This is a genomic window from Streptomyces sp. NBC_01275 (assembly GCF_026340655.1).
Taxonomy (GTDB): Bacteria; Actinomycetota; Actinomycetes; order Streptomycetales; family Streptomycetaceae; genus Streptomyces.
This window is the reverse complement of record NZ_JAPEOZ010000001.1, coordinates 2435991-2451693: the sequence shown is the minus strand read 5'-3', so window position 1 is coordinate 2451693 and position 15703 is coordinate 2435991. Positions and strand designations below refer to the sequence as shown.

At 72.7% G+C, this 15703-nt stretch carries 14 protein-coding genes; 3 read left to right on the top strand and 11 right to left on the bottom strand.

What is annotated here, in order from left to right; genetic code table 11:
- Nucleotides 1-97 precede the first annotated feature (97 nt).
- The 6 genes from OG562_RS10580 to OG562_RS10555 form a co-directional block, all read right to left on the bottom strand.
- On the bottom strand, nucleotides 98-721 hold the full coding sequence (locus OG562_RS10580) for a GntR family transcriptional regulator (protein WP_266396122.1): 624 nt from the start codon (nucleotides 719-721) through the stop codon (nucleotides 98-100).
- 199 nt (nucleotides 722-920) lie between these two features.
- On the bottom strand, nucleotides 921-1232 hold the full coding sequence (locus OG562_RS10575) for a type II toxin-antitoxin system PemK/MazF family toxin (protein ID WP_266396120.1): 312 nt from the start codon (nucleotides 1230-1232) through the stop codon (nucleotides 921-923).
- The gene (locus OG562_RS10570) at nucleotides 1229-1414 is read right to left on the bottom strand and encodes a hypothetical protein (protein ID WP_266396118.1); all 186 of its coding nucleotides are present in this window, start codon (nucleotides 1412-1414) and stop codon (nucleotides 1229-1231) included. Before OG562_RS10570 ends, OG562_RS10575 begins: the two co-directional genes overlap by 4 nt.
- A 116-nt stretch (nucleotides 1415-1530) precedes the next feature.
- Nucleotides 1531-3333 (bottom strand): 2-oxoglutarate dehydrogenase, E2 component, dihydrolipoamide succinyltransferase, encoded by a 1803-nt coding sequence (gene sucB, locus OG562_RS10565; RefSeq protein WP_266396116.1) that lies wholly within the window; start codon nucleotides 3331-3333, stop codon nucleotides 1531-1533.
- A gap of 59 nt (nucleotides 3334-3392) precedes the next feature.
- Nucleotides 3393-4781 (bottom strand): dihydrolipoyl dehydrogenase, encoded by a 1389-nt coding sequence (gene lpdA / locus OG562_RS10560; protein ID WP_266396115.1) that lies wholly within the window; start codon nucleotides 4779-4781, stop codon nucleotides 3393-3395.
- Nucleotides 4782-5091: 310 nt separating this feature from the next.
- Nucleotides 5092-6618, bottom strand: a complete 1527-nt coding sequence (locus OG562_RS10555) for a leucyl aminopeptidase (RefSeq protein WP_266396114.1) — start codon at nucleotides 6616-6618, stop codon at nucleotides 5092-5094.
- A 281-nt stretch (nucleotides 6619-6899) separates the two neighbouring features.
- Between OG562_RS10555 and OG562_RS10550 the strand changes: the two genes are divergently transcribed.
- Nucleotides 6900-7703 (top strand): endo alpha-1,4 polygalactosaminidase, encoded by an 804-nt coding sequence (locus OG562_RS10550; protein WP_266396113.1) that lies wholly within the window; start codon nucleotides 6900-6902, stop codon nucleotides 7701-7703.
- Between the two features lie 99 nt (nucleotides 7704-7802).
- Here OG562_RS10550 and OG562_RS10545 read toward each other — a convergent pair whose 3' ends face one another.
- Nucleotides 7803-8624 carry an adenosylcobinamide-GDP ribazoletransferase gene (locus tag OG562_RS10545; RefSeq protein WP_266396112.1) on the bottom strand — a complete coding sequence of 274 codons (822 nt, stop codon included), beginning with the start codon at nucleotides 8622-8624 and terminating at the stop codon, nucleotides 7803-7805.
- 67 nt (nucleotides 8625-8691) lie between these two features.
- On the opposite strand from OG562_RS10545, the gene OG562_RS10540 reads away from it, so the two are divergent.
- A complete protein-coding gene (locus OG562_RS10540) occupies nucleotides 8692-9456 on the top strand; it encodes a hypothetical protein (RefSeq protein WP_266396111.1) in 765 nt (254 codons plus the stop codon).
- Nucleotides 9457-9642: 186 nt separating this feature from the next.
- Here OG562_RS10540 and OG562_RS10535 read toward each other — a convergent pair whose 3' ends face one another.
- The 3 genes from OG562_RS10535 to cobT form a co-directional block, all read right to left on the bottom strand.
- Entirely contained in the window at nucleotides 9643-10371 is a 729-nt protein-coding gene (locus OG562_RS10535) for a hypothetical protein (protein ID WP_266396110.1), read from the bottom strand.
- On the bottom strand, nucleotides 10368-12083 hold the full coding sequence (locus OG562_RS10530; protein ID WP_266396108.1) for a phosphatidylglycerol lysyltransferase domain-containing protein: 1716 nt from the start codon (nucleotides 12081-12083) through the stop codon (nucleotides 10368-10370). The genes OG562_RS10535 and OG562_RS10530 overlap by 4 nt, the downstream gene beginning before the upstream one ends.
- A gap of 67 nt (nucleotides 12084-12150) precedes the next feature.
- Nucleotides 12151-13302, bottom strand: coding sequence for a nicotinate-nucleotide--dimethylbenzimidazole phosphoribosyltransferase (cobT, locus tag OG562_RS10525; protein ID WP_266396107.1), 1152 nt, complete (start codon nucleotides 13300-13302; stop codon nucleotides 12151-12153).
- Nucleotides 13303-13461: 159 nt separating this feature from the next.
- Between cobT and OG562_RS10520 the strand changes: the two genes are divergently transcribed.
- Nucleotides 13462-14364, top strand: coding sequence for a class I SAM-dependent methyltransferase (locus tag OG562_RS10520; protein WP_266396105.1), 903 nt, complete (start codon nucleotides 13462-13464; stop codon nucleotides 14362-14364).
- A gap of 57 nt (nucleotides 14365-14421) precedes the next feature.
- Here the strand turns inward: OG562_RS10520 and OG562_RS10515 are convergent, their stop codons facing one another.
- The gene (locus tag OG562_RS10515) at nucleotides 14422-15645 is read right to left on the bottom strand and encodes a bifunctional adenosylcobinamide kinase/adenosylcobinamide-phosphate guanylyltransferase (protein WP_266396104.1); all 1224 of its coding nucleotides are present in this window, start codon (nucleotides 15643-15645) and stop codon (nucleotides 14422-14424) included.
- Nucleotides 15646-15703 lie beyond the last annotated feature (58 nt).

Below are 15703 nucleotides of genomic sequence, written 5' to 3'. Positions count from 1 at the left end.
GGTGCCGCTCATTTGGGGCATTCTCGCGCTGTTTCCGCAGGTGAGCGTGGGGGCGCTCGACTGCTTCACTGCACGGCTGCACGGCTGCACGGCCGGGTCACGCCCGCGGCGCGCACCCCAGCACATGCGCCTTCACCAGTTCGGCGATCCGGGGGTCGCGCCGCTTGAACGCGGCCACCAACTCCTCGTGCTCCTCCGCGTACGACTGCTGCACCGTCCCCAGCCAGCGGATCGACAGCGCCGTGAACACCTCGATGCCCAGGCCCTCCCAGGTGTGCAGCAGCACCGAGTTCCCGGCCGCGCGCACCAGCTCCCGGTGGAAGCCCACGGTGTGCCGCACCTGGCCGGTGCCGTCCGCGTCCCGGTCCGCCTCGTACAGCGCCGCGACATGCGGCTCCAGGGCCGAGCAGTCCTCCGCGAGCCGCTGGGCCGCCAGCTCCGCCGCGATGGCCTCCAGACCGGCCCGTACGGGGTAGCTCTCCTCCAGGTCCGCGGCCGTGAGGTTGCGCACCCGGACGCCCTTGTTCGGCGCGGACTCGATCAGCCGCAGCGACTCCAGCTCGCGCAGCGCCTCCCGCACCGGCGTCTGGGAGACCTCCAGCTCGGTCGCGATCCGCCGCTCCACGATCCGCTCGCCCGGCTTCCAGCGCCCGCTGACGATCCCCTCCACGATGTGCTCGCGGATCTGTTCGCGCAGCGAGTGGACGACGGGCGCGGTCATGAGGGCTCCTTAGGGAGGGGCCGCCCATCGGCCCCGGGGGCGTTTGACGTTTAGACAATACGGCCGCAAGCGCTTTCCAGAAGGGCGGGCGGGGGTGCTTTTACGCAGGTGAGACGAGACTTACACGCTCACGTCAGGGTGGCGGCGTCCGCACGCACCCGCCCCTGGGGCGACGACCCTCTAGGTCGAGGAGGTCGACCTAGAGGTCGAGTACCGCGCGGAGCGCGTCGTCGACGAGCGCAAGCTGTTCCGGGCCGATGTTGCCGTGTGCGGTGGCGGTGTCGAACCGGGCTGCGGAGAGCTGGAGCAGGTCGACGGCGACGACGGAGGCGGCGACGGGGGACGACAGGCGGACGCTCATGGCCGTGTCGGGGTGCACGGCCGGGGCGTGCAGGACCAGGGTCACGACCACCCCGTAGGCGTCGGCGAGCCCGTCAAGGCTGACGACGAGTACCGTGCGGACGCCTTTGCCGGTGTCGACGTCCCACACGTCCCCCCGTTGGATGCTCACAGCGCGTCGCCCTCCCCTTCCAGGTCGAGAGGCCCGAGCGCGGCGAGCTTGCGAGCGGCGTCCAGCGTCATCTGCCGACGTACGGCCTTCAGTATGTAGTCGTTGAGCGAAGGGGCGTCGGCGGCGGCGTCCCGCAGCGCCTTGTCCATGGAGTCGGGGATGCGCAACGTGATGGCACTCATGAAGCCAAATCTAGTGTCAGATATGCCGTCAAGGAAGCCGGTCGCCGAAATGGACAGACGAGTGCCCCCGCCCGGAAAGCTCCGGACGGGGGCACTCGCTGTCGAACCCCGGGAGGTCAGAGGCCGAGCTCGACCTCGAACTCGCCCGCTTCCAGGATCGCCTTGACCGCGGTCAGGTAACGGGCCGCGTCGGCGCCGTCCACCAGACGGTGGTCGTAGGACAGGGTCAGGTACGTCATGTCGCGGACGCCGATGACCGTGCCCTCCTCCGTCTCGATGACGGCCGGACGCTTGACCGTGGCGCCGATGCCGAGGATCGCGACCTGGTTCGGCGGCACGATGATCGTGTCGAACAGCGCGCCGCGCGAGCCGGTGTTGGAGATGGTGAAGGTCGCGCCGGACAGCTCGTCCGGGGTGATCTTGTTGGCGCGGACCTTGCCCGCCAGATCGGCCGTGGCCTTGGAGATGCCGGCGATGTTCAGGTCGCCCGCACCCTTGATGACCGGCGTCATCAGACCCTTCTCGGAGTCGACGGCGATGCCGACGTTCTCCGAGTCGAAGTACGTGATGGTGCCCTCGGCCTCGTTGATCCGGGCGTTGATGACCGGGTGGGCCTTCAGCGCCTGGGCCGCCGCCTTCACGAAGAACGGCATCGGGGAGAGCTTGACGCCCTCACGGGCCGCGAAGGAGTCCTTCGCCTGCGCGCGGAGCTTCATCAGCCGGGTGATGTCGACCTCGACGACCGACGACAGCTGGGCCTGCTCTCGCAGCGCCTTGACCATGTTGTCGCCGATGACCTTGCGGATGCGGGTCATCTTGACGGTCTGGCCACGCAGCGGGGAGACCTCCAGGGAGGGGGTCTTCTTCGCGGCGGCGGCAGCCGGGGCGGCGGCCGGAGCCGGAGCGGCCGCGGCGGCCTTCGCGGCCTCGGCGGCGGCGAGGACGTCCTGCTTGCGGATCCGTCCGCCGACGCCGGTGCCCTTGACGGCGGCCAGGTCGACGCCGTTCTCGGCGGCGAGCTTGCGCACCAGCGGGGTCACGTAGGCGCCGTCGTCACCGGCGGGAGCCGCGGGCGCGGGGGCGACCGGGGCGACCGGAGCCGGAGCGACCGGCGCGGGGGCCGGGGCGACCGGAGCCGGGGCGGCGGCCACCGGAGCGGGCGCGGGAGCCGGAGCCGGGGCGGGCGGAGCGACCGGAGCGGGGGCCGGAGCCACCGGAGCCGGAGCGGGCGCCGGGGCGGCGGCGACGGGCGCCGGGGCCGGGGCGGCGGGGGCCGGGGCGGCAGCCGGAGCCGCGCCCGGGGCGCCGATGACGGCCAGCTTCGCGCCGACCTCGGCGGTCTCGTCCTCGGCGACCACGATCTCCAGCAGCACGCCGGCGACCGGCGCGGGGATCTCGGTGTCGACCTTGTCCGTGGAGACCTCGAGCAGGGGCTCGTCCTCCGCGACCTCCTCGCCGACCTGCTTCAGCCAGCGGGTGACGGTGCCCTCGGTGACGGACTCGCCGAGGGCGGGCAGGACCACGTCGGTGCCGGTGGCGCCACCGGCCGGAGCGGCGGGGGCGGCGGCCGGAGCCGCGGGAGCCGGGGCCGGAGCCGCGGGGGCCTCGGCGACCGGGGCCGGAGCGGCCGGAGCCGCCACGGGCTCGGCGGCCGGGGCAGGGGCGGCAACGGGGGCGCCCGTGCCGTCGTCGATGAGGGCCAGCTCGGCGCCGACCTCGACCGTCTCGTCCTCGGCGACCTTGATGGACGCGAGAATGCCGGACACGGGCGAGGGGATCTCGGTGTCGACCTTGTCGGTCGAGACCTCGAGCAACGGCTCGTCGGCCTCGACGCGCTCACCCTCGGCCTTCAGCCAGCGGGTGACGGTGCCCTCGGTGACGCTCTCGCCGAGCGCCGGAAGGGTTACGGAAACCGCCATGGTTTCGGTTGCTCCTTACGAATTGCGGAAGTCTGAGTCGTCGCTTAGTCGACCGAGGGTCAGTCGTGCGAGTGCAGCGGCTTGCCCGCCAGGGCCAGGTGAGCCTCGCCGAGCGCCTCGTTCTGCGTCGGGTGGGCGTGGATGAGCTGCGCGACCTCGGCCGGCAGCGCCTCCCAGTTGTAGATCAGCTGGGCTTCGCCGACCTGCTCGCCCATACGGTCGCCGACCATGTGGACGCCGACCACGGCGCCGTCCTTGACCTGGACGAGCTTGATCTCGCCCGAGGTGTTCAGGATCTTGCTCTTGCCGTTGCCCGCCAGGTTGTACTTCAGAGCGACGACCTTGTCCGCGCCGTAGATCTCCTTGGCCTTGGCCTCGGTGATGCCCACGGAGGCGACCTCGGGGTGGCAGTACGTCACCCGCGGGACACCGTCGTAGTCGATCGGGACGGCCTTCAGACCGGCCAGCCGCTCCGCCACCAGGATGCCCTCGGCGAAGCCGACGTGCGCGAGCTGGAGCGTGGGGACCAGGTCGCCGACGGCGGAGATGGTCGGGACGTTGGTGCGCATGTACTCGTCGACCAGGACGTAGCCGCGGTCGATCGCGACGCCCTGCTCCTCGTAGCCCAGACCGGCCGAGACGGGCCCGCGGCCCACCGCGACCAGCAGGACCTCGGCCTCGAACTCCTTGCCGTCGGCCAGGGTGACCTTGACGCCGTCGGCGGTGTACTCGGCCTTCGAGAAGAAGGTGCCCAGGTTGAACTTGATGCCGCGCTTGCGGAAAGCGCGCTCAAGAAGCTTGGAGGAGTTCTCGTCCTCGAGGGGCGCCAGGTGCTTGAGGCCCTCGATGATCGTGACGTCCGAGCCGAAGGACTTCCACGCCGAGGCGAACTCGACGCCGATGACGCCGCCGCCCAGGATGATCGCGGACTTCGGCACGCGGTCCAGGACGAGGGCGTGGTCGGAGGAGATGATCCGGTCGCCGTCGATCTCCAGGCCCGGCAGCGACTTCGGCACGGAGCCGGTCGCCAGCAGGACGTGGCGGCCCTGGACGCGCTGGCCGTTCACGTCGACGGAGGTCGGGGACGACAGACGGCCCGTGCCCTCGATGTACGTCACCTTGCGGGAGGCGATGAGTCCCTGCAGGCCCTTGTACAGGCCGGAGATGACGCCGTCCTTGTACTTGTGGACCGCGGGGACGTCGATGCCCTCGAAGGTGGCCTTGACGCCGAACTGCTCGCTCTCGCGGGCCTGGTCGGCGATCTCGCCCGCGTGCAGCAGGGCCTTGGTGGGGATGCAACCCCGGTGCAGGCAGGTGCCGCCGACCTTGTCCTTCTCGATCAGGGCGACGTCCAGGCCCAGCTGAGCCCCGCGCAGGGCCGCGGCGTAACCGCCACTACCACCGCCGAGGATCACTAGGTCGAAAACGGTGCTGGCGTCGTTCGCCACGTCACGTCCTCCATGCATGTGCGCCACGCCGGTCTCCAGTGACCGGTCGGCGGCTGGTGTCCGGCCGCTCTTCATCGGCCCTGTGGTGGGGGCCCTATCCTGCCGAGCCCCATCTTCGCACTTGCGGAGGACGAACGAGACGCGGGGCCCGGGTGTGAGACACCCCACGCTCACATGTGACCAGCGGCGAGTGGCCTTGCCAAGGGGCGCGGGGAACTGCGCGACCAGCCACATCCGGTCCGCACCCGCCGTGAAACGGATACGACCGAGTGATCAGGCGCACAGTCCCCACACCCCGAAAACGGGGACGTCAGCCCAGGTCGCCCGCAGCGGTCAGCTCAGCGAGCCGCACCAGAGTCCGCACAGCGCTTCCCGTTCCGCCCTTGGGCGTGTACCCGAACGGTCCGCCGTCGTTGAACGCCGGCCCGGCGATGTCCAGGTGCGCCCAGGTGATCCCCTCGCCCACGAACTCCCGCAGGAAGAGCCCGGCCACCAGCCCGCCGCCCATCCGCTCGCCCATGTTCGCGATGTCGGCGACGGGGGAGTCCATGCCCTTGCGCAGGTGCTCCGGCAGCGGCATCGGCCAGGCCGGCTCGCCGACCTCCTCCGCCGCCTCGTGCAGCGCGGAGCGGAACGCGTCGTCGTTCGCCATGATCCCGAACGTCCGGCTGCCCAGCGCCAGCACCATCGCGCCGGTCAGCGTCGCGACGTCCACGATCGCGTCCGGCTTCTCCTCGGAGGCGGCCCACAGCGCGTCGGCGAGCACCAGCCGGCCCTCGGCGTCGGTGTTGAGGACCTCGACCGTCTTGCCGCTGTACATGCGCAGCACGTCACCCGGGCGGGTGGCGGAGCCGGACGGCATGTTCTCGGCCAGCGCCAGCCAGCCGGTGACGTTGACCTCGAGGCCGAGGCGCGCCGCGGCGACCACGGCGGCGAAGACCGCGGCCGCGCCGCTCATGTCGCACTTCATGGTCTCGTTGTGACCGGCCGGCTTCAGCGAGATGCCGCCCGAGTCGTAGGTGATGCCCTTGCCGACGAAGGCGAGGTGCTTGTTCGCCTTGCCGGCGGTGTACGACAGCTTCACCAGGCGCGGGGTCGCCGCCGAGCCGACGCCGACGCCGAGGATGCCGCCGTAGCCGCCCTTGGCCAGGGCCTTCTCGTCGAGCACCTGCACCTTGATGCCGTGCTCCTTGGCCGCCGTCTGCACGAGGGCGGCGAAGGCCTCCGGGTCGAGGTCGTTGGGCGGCATGTTGATCAGGTCGCGGGCGCGGTTGAGCTCCTCGCCGACGGCGCCGGCGCGGACCAGCGCGGCCTTGTGGGCGGCGTCGCGCGGCTTGCCGCCGAGCAGGGCGGCCTCGGCGAGGGGCGCCTTGCCGTTCTTGGCCTTGGCGTCGCGGGGGGCGGCCTTGTAGGCGTCGAAGGAGTACGCGCCGAGCACGATGCCCTCGGCGATCGCGCCGATGTCGGCGGCGTCGGTCACCGGCAGGGCGAAGGCGGCCTTCTTGGCGCCGGTGAGGGTGCGGGCGGCCACGCCGGCCGCCCGGCGCAGGGCCTCGGCGTCGAAGGAGGCGTCCTTCTCGGGCTCCGCGCCCAGTCCCACCGCCAGAACGAGCGGCGCCTTGAAGCCGGCCGGGGCGGGCAGCTTGGTCACCTCGCCCTCGGCGCCGGAGGCTCCGAGGGTTTCCAGGACGCCGGCGAGCCGGCCGTCGTAGGCCTTGTCCACGGACTCGGCGCCCGGCGCGACGACCGGGCCGTTCGCGGCCTTGGCGACACCGATCACGATCGCGTCGGCCCGGAGGCCGGGCGCCGCGGCGGTGCTGAGAGTGAGAGCAGTCACGGTGGTGAATTCTCGCTTCCGATGTGAAGTTGCAATGGCCGGAAAGTGTGGGTCGACCGGGCCCGACAGCCGACCCTAGAACCGGGCCGAGGGTGCGGTCGCACTCGGGGTCGGCCCCACCGGCGCGGCGAACCGATGCGACGAACCCCGGGAACGAGCGTACGCGTGCGTGCGCACTCGCTCATGCACGCGAGTGTTCACCTGTCGGTGGCGTCGTAGCCACCTCTCGATCCTCGCACCCCCGGTGGGCCGGCTCGGACCTATGAGAGATCCTTACTTCGGTGAGACGCCCGATCCTGCTCCTGACCCTCTTTCTGCTGCCGCTCGCGGGCTGCGCCTCCGCGCCGGACGACGCTCCGGACGGCAGGACTTCCGACGCGGCCGGGCAGCGCTGGCGGCCCGCCCCCGGCATCGACTGGCAGTGGCAGCTCAGCGGTCGGCTGGACACCTCGATCGACGTGCCGGTCTACGACGTCGACGGCTTCGACCACACCGCGGACACGGTCGCCGACCTGCACCGCGACGGCCGCAAGGTCATCTGCTACCTGTCCACCGGCGCCTGGGAGGACTGGCGTCCCGACGCCGACGAGTTCCCCAAGTCCGTGCTGGGCAAGGGAAACGGCTGGGACGGCGAGCGCTGGCTCGACATCCGCCGCACCGACGTCCTGAAACCCCTGATGGCGGCTCGCCTCGACATGTGCCGCGAGAAGGGCTTCGACGCGGTCGAGCCGGACAACATGGACGGCTACAAGAACACGACCGGCTTCCCGATCAAGGCCGCAGACCAGCTCCGCTACAACCGGCTCATCGCCGAACTCGCCCACGACCGGGGCCTGTCGGTCGGCCTGAAGAACGACCTCGACCAGATCCCGCAGCTCGTCGACGACTTCGACTTCGCGGTCAACGAACAGTGCGCCCAGTACGAGGAGTGCGACGACCTGACCCCGTTCATCGAGGCGGGCAAGGCCGTCTTCCACGTCGAGTACGAGCTCCCCACGAGCCGCTTCTGCGCCGACTCCCGCCGCCTGAAGCTGAGTTCCCTGCTGAAGAAGTACGAGCTGGGCGCGTGGCGCGAGGCCTGCTGACGCCGACGGCCTGGTCCTGCCTCATGCCCCGTCAACTTCCCAGGCCAGTCAACTTCCCAGGCCAGTCAACTCCCCAGGCCGGTCAACTCTCCAGGTCCGTCAACTCCCCAGGCACAGCACCACGAGCGCGGTCGTCGTCGCCGTCTCCGCCAGGCCGCCGAAGACATCGCCGGTGACCCCGCCGAAGCGGCGCGTGCAGTGACGTAGCAGGAGTTCGCCGACGGCCAGCGCGAGGACGACCGCGACCGCCGTACGCACGCTGTCGTACCCCCCGAGTGCCCACGCGCAGGCCGCCGCCGCGAGTGTGCAGGCGGCCGTCACCGCCAGCGCGCCCGGCGCCGGGACCACCCCGGCGACCGCCGCGCCCAGCCCCTCGGGGCGGGCGGCCGGGACCCCGGCGCGGGCGGCCAGGGTGAGCGCCAGCCGTCCGGCGACCGCCGCGGTCACGGCCGCGATCGCGCCCCGCGCCCAGGAGGCGTCGTAGAGCTGCGCCAGCGCGGCCGCCTGGGCGAGCAGCACCAGCACGAGCGTGAGCACGCCGAACGGTCCGATGTCCGACTGCTTCATGATCCGCAGCGCGTCCTCCGCGGGCTTCCCGCTGCCCAGCCCGTCGGCGGTGTCGGCCAGCCCGTCGAGGTGCAGACCCCGCGTGAGGACGGCGGGTACGGCGGTGGAGGCGACGCCCGCGAGAAGGGGGCTCGCGCCCAGGAAGAGGAGCAGCAGCCCCAGCCCCGCCGCGCAGCCGCCGACGACCAGCCCGACCACGGGGGCGCTCAGCATGCCCGCGCGCGCGGCCCGGCGGTCCCAGCGGGTCACCCTGACCGGGAGGACGGTGAGCGTGCCGAAGGCGAAACGGAGGCCGTCGAGAGGCTGGGGCGGCGAGGACGACGGAGGCGGCGGAGGCGGCGGGGGCGTGGACACGTCGGCAGGGTAGCCCGGTCGCCGCACCGGCCGGGCAGCCCGCCCGGCTCCCCGAGAGACTGGGGACATGGGCCACTGGCTGCAGCGCAACATCGTCGAACCGGGGAAACTCCCCCTGCTCGTCGCCCTGGCCGCGTTCGTGCTCACCTTCCTGATCACCCGGGTCGTCACCCGTCTCATCCGGGCGGGCAAGGGGCCCTTCGGCAACATCAGCTCCGGCGGGGTGCACATCCACCATGTGGTGCCCGGGGTCGTGCTGACCGTCGCGGGCGGCTTCGGCGCGGTGGCGAGCGGCCGGCACGGCTTCGGGGCGGTCGTCTTCGCGGTGGTCTTCGGCATCGGCACGGGCCTCGTCCTCGACGAGTTCGCGCTGATCGTGCACCTCGACGACGTGTACTGGACCGAGGCCGGGCGCAAGAGCGTCGAGGTCGTCGTCCTGGCGGCGGCGCTGGTCGGACTGCTGCTGGTGGGCTTCGCGCCGTTCGGCGTCAACGACATGAGCCAGGACGAGCTCCAGGACCGGGGGAGCGTCATCTCGACCGTCGCGGTCAACTTCCTCTTCTCGTTGGCCGTGCTGAGCAAGGGCAAGGCCCGGATGGCGATCTTCAGCGTGATCGTCCCGTTGGTGGGCCTGATCGGCCTGGTACGGCTGGCCCGCCCGGGCTCCCCCTGGGCCCGCCGCTTCTACCGCCGCCGCCCCCGCGCCCGAGCCAGAGCGATCCTCCGCGCCTACCACCACGACCGCCGCTGGGCCCGCCCCCGCCGCCTGATAGGCGACTGGCTGGGCGGCAAGACGGACGCGGAGCTCGCGCAGTCGGGCGAGGGCGGATGACGGACGAACGCCGATGCTGGTGACCGGAGAGTGCAGCTGACCGGAGAGTGGAGACGACCGTGCGCTGCCGCCAGCCGCCAGCCGCCAGCCGCCAGCCGCCAGCCGCCAGCCGCCAGCCGCCAGCCGCCAGCCGCCAGCCGCCAGCCGCCAGCCGCCTCAGCAGCCGTCGCCGCAGCCGCCGCAGCCTCAGCCGCCGCCCCGCCCCCCGCTCGCGCCCACCGGCTTCCTGAGCCCTCCCCGTCGGCCCCGCCCGGCCCACCGCCCCCGTCGGCGGCGGCGTAGTTCCGCCGCTCCGCACAGGGCCAGTACCGCCGCGATCGCCGCCAGGTGTTCCTTGCCGGCCAGGTTGTTCTTCAACAGCACCTCGACGACCATCGCCAGGATCACCGCGGCCGCCGTGAGGTACGCGCCGTGTCGCCAGCCCAGGAAGACCGCGAGGCCGACCACGGCCGCCGAGGGGCCGGTGTCGACGATCCGGGCGTCGGAGCCGGGCAGGCCGAACGGGGCGCCGGGGCCGAGGGCGACGCCCACGCGCGCGTACAGCGTGCCGGCGAGGGTGGCGGCGTAGGCGATGACGAGGGTGCGCCACCAGCCCAGACAGATCTCGGCGATCCCGAACACCAGCAGAACCTGTGCGAGCGCACCCCACACGGGCAGGTCCAGCGCCGGGACGAAGAGGGAGAGCGGGGTGCGCAGCAGGGCGAGCCACAGAGGGTCCTCGGCCCGCACGGCCCCGAGGTTCTGCACGAGCCGGTAGCCCCAGGACTGGTTCTGCACGACCTGTAGGGCCGCCGTCAGGCACACCGCCCCGAGCGTCATCGGGATCGCCCGAAGCCGCCGTTTCACCAGGGGCTTGCGTACGGCCCTGTACAGCGGCCCCCACTCGGCGCGGGCCCAGCGGGCGAGCGGTCTCATCGGTGGGTCTCCAGATGCCTGCGGTGCAGCCACTTCGGCAGTCCCGGCGCCTCCAGGAAGCCCTCCGCCCGCGCCGCCGCGATGGCGATGCGGGGCAGGTCCGCGCTCTTCTCGAAGAGCAGGAACCTCGGCTCCCAGATGGGCCGGTACTTGGCGTTGGCGCGGTACAGCGACTCGATCTGCCACCAGCGCGAGAAGAAGCTGAGCAGCGACCGCCACAGCCGCAGCACCGGCCCGGCGCCGAGCCGTGCGCCCCGTTCGAACACCGACCGGAACACGGCGAAGTTGAGCGAGACCTGGGTGATGCCGATCTCCCGGGCTCCCCGCAGCAGCTCGATGACCATGAACTCCATCAGCCCGTTGTCGGACTCCCGGTCCCGCCGCATCAGGTCCAGGGACAGCCCGTGCGGTCCCCACGGCACGAAGGAGAGCAGCGCCCGCAGTTCGCCCTGCGCGTCAGTGCACTCCAGCATCACGCAGCGCCCGTCCTCCGGGTCCGCGAGCCGCCCCAGCGCCATGCTGAACCCGCGCTCGGTGGCCCCGTCCCGCCAGTCGTCGGCGCGCCGCACGAGGTACGTCATCTCGTCGGCCGGGATGTCCTCGTGCCGCCGTACGCGCACGGTGTACCCGGCCCGCCGCACCCGGTTGTACGCCTGCCGCACGGTCCGCATCGCCCGTCCTTCGAGGGTGAACTCGGCGACCTCGACCAGGGCCTCGTCCCCGAGCTCCAGCGCGTCGAGACCGTGCCGCGCGTACACGGTCCCGGCCTCCTCGCTCGCCCCCATCACCGCCGGGATCCATCCGTGCGCCCGCGCCTCGGCGAGCCACGGCTCGATCGCCCCCGGCCAGGCCTCCGGGTCCCCGAGCGGATCCCCGGAGGCCAGCGACACCCCGCCCACGACCCGGTAGGCGAGGGCCGCCTTCCCCGTGGGCGACCAGCGCACGCTCTTCTCCCGGCGCAGCGCGAAGTACCCGAGGGAGTCCCGCTCGCCGTGCCGCTCCAGCAGCTCCCGCAGCCGTTTCTCGTCGTCCTCGGTGAGCGGGTCGACGGCCCGCCGGGAGCGGAAGGCCGCGTACAGCACGGCGAGGACGAGCACGGTGCTCAGGACGTTGACGGCGACGTCGACCCAGGTGGGCGTGGCGATGCCGGAGTAGTGGGACTCCTCGGCGGCGACCGAGACCAGCCGGAGCGTGCCGTACCGCCAGCGTTCGAGGAACGTGGAGGGCGTCTGCGCCCGGTTGGTGACGGTCACCAGCAGCGCGGCCAGCAGCGAGGCGCCGAGCAGCCCGCCGGTCCCGACGGCCGCGGCGAGTTTCGGATTGGTCCGGTCGCCCTTGGCGTAGAACTCCCGCCGCCCGGCGACCAGCGCGGCGACGAAGGCGGCGGTCAGCCCCAGCGAGACCCAGTTCTGTGGATGGCGGCGGATCTCGGGGAACGCCATGGCGAGCGCGAACAGGCCCAGGAACGTCCCGCTCAGCGCGAGGTTCAGGATCCACGCGGCCCGCTTGCGCCGCCGCATGGTGACGGCGAGGAACGCGGTGAAGACACCCGAGGCGAACCCGGCCGTCAGCAGATACGGGGTGAAGAAGTCCTCCTGGTTGTGGCGCCGTACGTCCTGCCCCAGGGAGACCGACATCGCACTGAGGAAGTTGACGAACGCGACGGCACGCAGATACCAGACGGTGAAGGCGGCGGCCCGGGCATTTCCCATGAGCGGTGATCATATGGGTGCACTTCCATAGATCCGCTCTTTTGGGCCGCCTGTCCCTTTACTCCTTTTACTCCTTCTCCGGCCCCTCGTCCGAGTGCCTCTCCGACTCCTCGTCCGCCGCCTCGTGGGAGTCCTTGTCGGGGTCCTTCTCGGGCTCCTCGGAAGCGGTCTCCTGCGGCTTCTCCGGCAGTTCCGCCGCCAGGGCCGCCGCGGCCTGGACCAGGGGCAGCGCCAGCAGTGCGCCCGCGCCCTCGCCCACGGTCACGCCCTGGTCCAGGAGCGGCTCCAGGGCCATCCGGTCGAGTGCCTTCGCCTGCCCCGGCTCGCCGCTCTTGTGCGCCGCCAGCCACCAGTCCGGCGCCCGGAACGCGATCCGCTGCCCGACGAGCGCGCACGCCGCCGCCACGACCCCGTCCAGGACCACCGGCAACTTCCGTACCGCGCACTGGAGCAGAAAGCCCGTCATGGCGGCGAGGTCGGCGCCGCCCACGGTCGCCAGCAGCTGCAACTGCTCCCCGAGCACCGGCCGCGCCCGCCGCAGCGCGTCCCGGATCGCGGCGCACTTGCGCATCCACACCAGGTCGTCGATCGCCTCGCCGCCCCGCCCGGTCACCACGGAGGCGTCGGTCCCGCACAGCGCCGCGACCAGCACGCCGGCCGCCGTCGTCCCGCCCACGCTCACATCGCCGAGCACCACCAGGTCCGTACCGGAGTCGGCCTCCTCGTCGGCCACCGCGACCCCGGCGAGGAAGGCCGCCTCGGCCTCTTCCAGGGTCAGCGCGTCCTCGACGTCGATCCGGCCGCTGCCGCGCCGCACCCGATGCCGTACGACGTCCTCGGGGAACGTCTCCGGCGGGCAGTCCAGCGCCATGTCGACGATCCGCACGGGCACGTCGAGCCGCCGGGCGAGCACGGCCACCGGGCGGCCGCCCGCCAGGATCTCGCGCACCAACTCCGAGGCGCTGCCCGCCGCTCGCGCCGAGACGCCGAGCTCGGCGATCCCGTGGTCGCCGGCGAACAGCACCGCCCGCGGCCGCGCGATGGGCCGTACGGGCACCGAGCCCTGCGCCGCCGCCAGCCACTCACCCAGGTCGTCCAGTCGCCCCAGCGCTCCGGGCGGCACGATCTGACGTTCCCGGCGGGCCTCCGCGTCGCGGCGCATCCCGCCGTCCGGGCGCTCGATCAGATCGGTGAAGTCGTCGAGATTAAGCGAGCTCATTCGCCGAACAGTACCGGCACCGATCGAACGGTTCCGCGCCACATCGCCACCACAATCCCACGACGTCTTTGCACCCAAGATCGGTATCCCATACGTTCCGTTTTACTGCGAATTGTCGTACGTTCCGTCTCCCGCTCGATCTCCCCTCCGGAGCCGCTCATGCCCCCCAGGCCCGTCCACGAGCCGCGCCGCGACGACTGCCCCTGGTGCGGCTCGAAACGGCTGCGCACCCGGCTGCGCGCCCCGGACCTGCGCCAGCGCAGACCCGGCACCTTCGTGGTCGACGAGTGCCGCGACTGCGCCCACGCCTTCCAGAACCCCCGCCTGACCCCCGAGGGCCTCGGGCTGTACGACGTCCAGGGCGACGTCGAGCGGGTCGGCCGCAGGCGCCTGAGGGCGACGGCCCGGGCGATGCTGCCCTTCCCGGAGCCGGAAAGTTGGCTGGATGTGGGGACCGGGGACGCGGCCTTCCCTCAGACGGCGAAGGAACTGTTCGCCTACACGGCGTTCGACGGGGTGGACCCCACCCCGAGAGTGGAGCGGGCGCGAGCGGCGGGCCGGCTGGACGAGGCCCACCGGGGCCAGTTGACGAGCCCGGAGGTCCTGTCCCGGCTGCGCGGCCGCTACGACGTGGTCAGCATGCTGCACCACCTGGAACACACCCGCGACCCCAGACAGGAGCTCGCGGCGGCGCTGACGGCCCTGCGCCCGGGCGGCCACCTCCTCCTCGAACTCCCCGACCCGGCCAGCGCGTCCGCGGCCCTCCTGGGCAAGTGGTGGCACTCCTACGACCAGCCCCGCCATCTCCACCTGATCCCGCTGGCCAACCTCCGGGCGGAACTCGAGGCCCAGGGCTGCCAGATCGTGGCGACGGACCGCAAGGCCCCCCACACCCCCCACGACCTGGCGGCGGCCGTCTCACTCTTCGCCCGCCGGACCCCCCTGCGCCGAGCGGCCGGCCCTCTGGTCGCCCTGGCCGCGGCCGCCGACCACCTCCTGGCCCCGGCCCTGCGCCGCACCCGCTTCTCGAACGCGTACCGGATCATCGCCCGCCGCGACTGATCACCGGCCATCGGCCACCGACCATCGGCCACCAGGGAAACCAGCTGCAACCTGCGGTCAGGCGCCGGTCGCCGGTCCCCGCAGGACCAGCGCCTGCCCCGCCACCACCAGCACGACCTCCTCGCACTCGCCCGCGACCGCCGCGTTGAGCCGGCCCAGCTCGTCCCGGTAGCGTCGCCCGGACGCCGTGGCCGGCACGATCCCCGAGCCCACCTCGTTGGACACCAGCACCACCGTCCGCCGGGCCGACCGCACGGCCCCCGCCAACTCCGCGACCCGCCCGCGCAGCGCCCGTTCGCCCCCGTCCGCCCACATCGCGTCGTCCCATGCCCCGACGGCGTCCATCACGTCCGTCAGCCACAGCGACAGACAGTCGATCAGCAGCGGCGCCCCGTCCTTGGCCAGCAGGGGCACGAGGTCGCAGGTCTCCGTCGTACGCCATGAGCCGGGCCGCCGCTCCCGGTGCGCGGAGACCCGCGACGCCCACTCGGTGTCCCCGCCCCGGGTCCCGCCGGTCGCCACGTACAGCACGTCCGGGAAGGACTCCAGCCGCCGCTCGGCCTCCACCGACTTCCCCGACCGCGCGCCGCCCAGCACCAGCGTCCGCCGCGGTACGTCCGGCACGTCCTCGTACACCCCCACGGTCAGCGTCGACCCGTCCGGCACCGCCCGCGCGCCCGCCGCCGCGAGCCGGCGCCGCGACTCCGCGCCCGGCGGCACGCCGTGGTCCAGGTGGACGGCGACGACGTCGGTAGTGGGTCCCACCGCGCCGACCGCCCGCAGCTTCGCCAGGGCGTCCGGCCGCCCCACGAGATCCGCCAGGACCATGTCGTACCGCTCGGCCGGCGTCGTCCCCTCCTCCAGCCCGGCGGGCGCGCCGCCCGGCGGCAGATACAGCAGCCGCTGCCCCTCGGGGCCGGTCACCGCGTACCCGGTGCCCGGCGCGTCCATCGCCACCGCCCGCACCCGATGCCCCGTCAGCAGCGTCAACTCCCGTCCGTCCGGCACCCGCCCCGGCTGCGGCAGCCCGGCCGGCACCTCCACCGGGGGCCCGTCGTGCGGATGCGACAGCAGCACCTGCCGCACCCCGCCCAGCGAGCGTCCCGCCCGCGCCGCCGCGAACGCCGCGCCCGGCGTCAGATCCAGCAACAGCGCCCCGTCCACGAGCAACGCGGTCGCCGCGCGCGCGTGCACCCCGAGCGAGGTCGCGCACACCGCGCAGGAACAGTCGGGGCGGGGCAGTCCCGCGGGGGCGCCGGTACCGAGCAGAGTTACTTCCACGAAGCTGATTTTCGCGCGTCTGACCAGGTCTTGCGCATCCGACTAGGCTGCGTGGCAG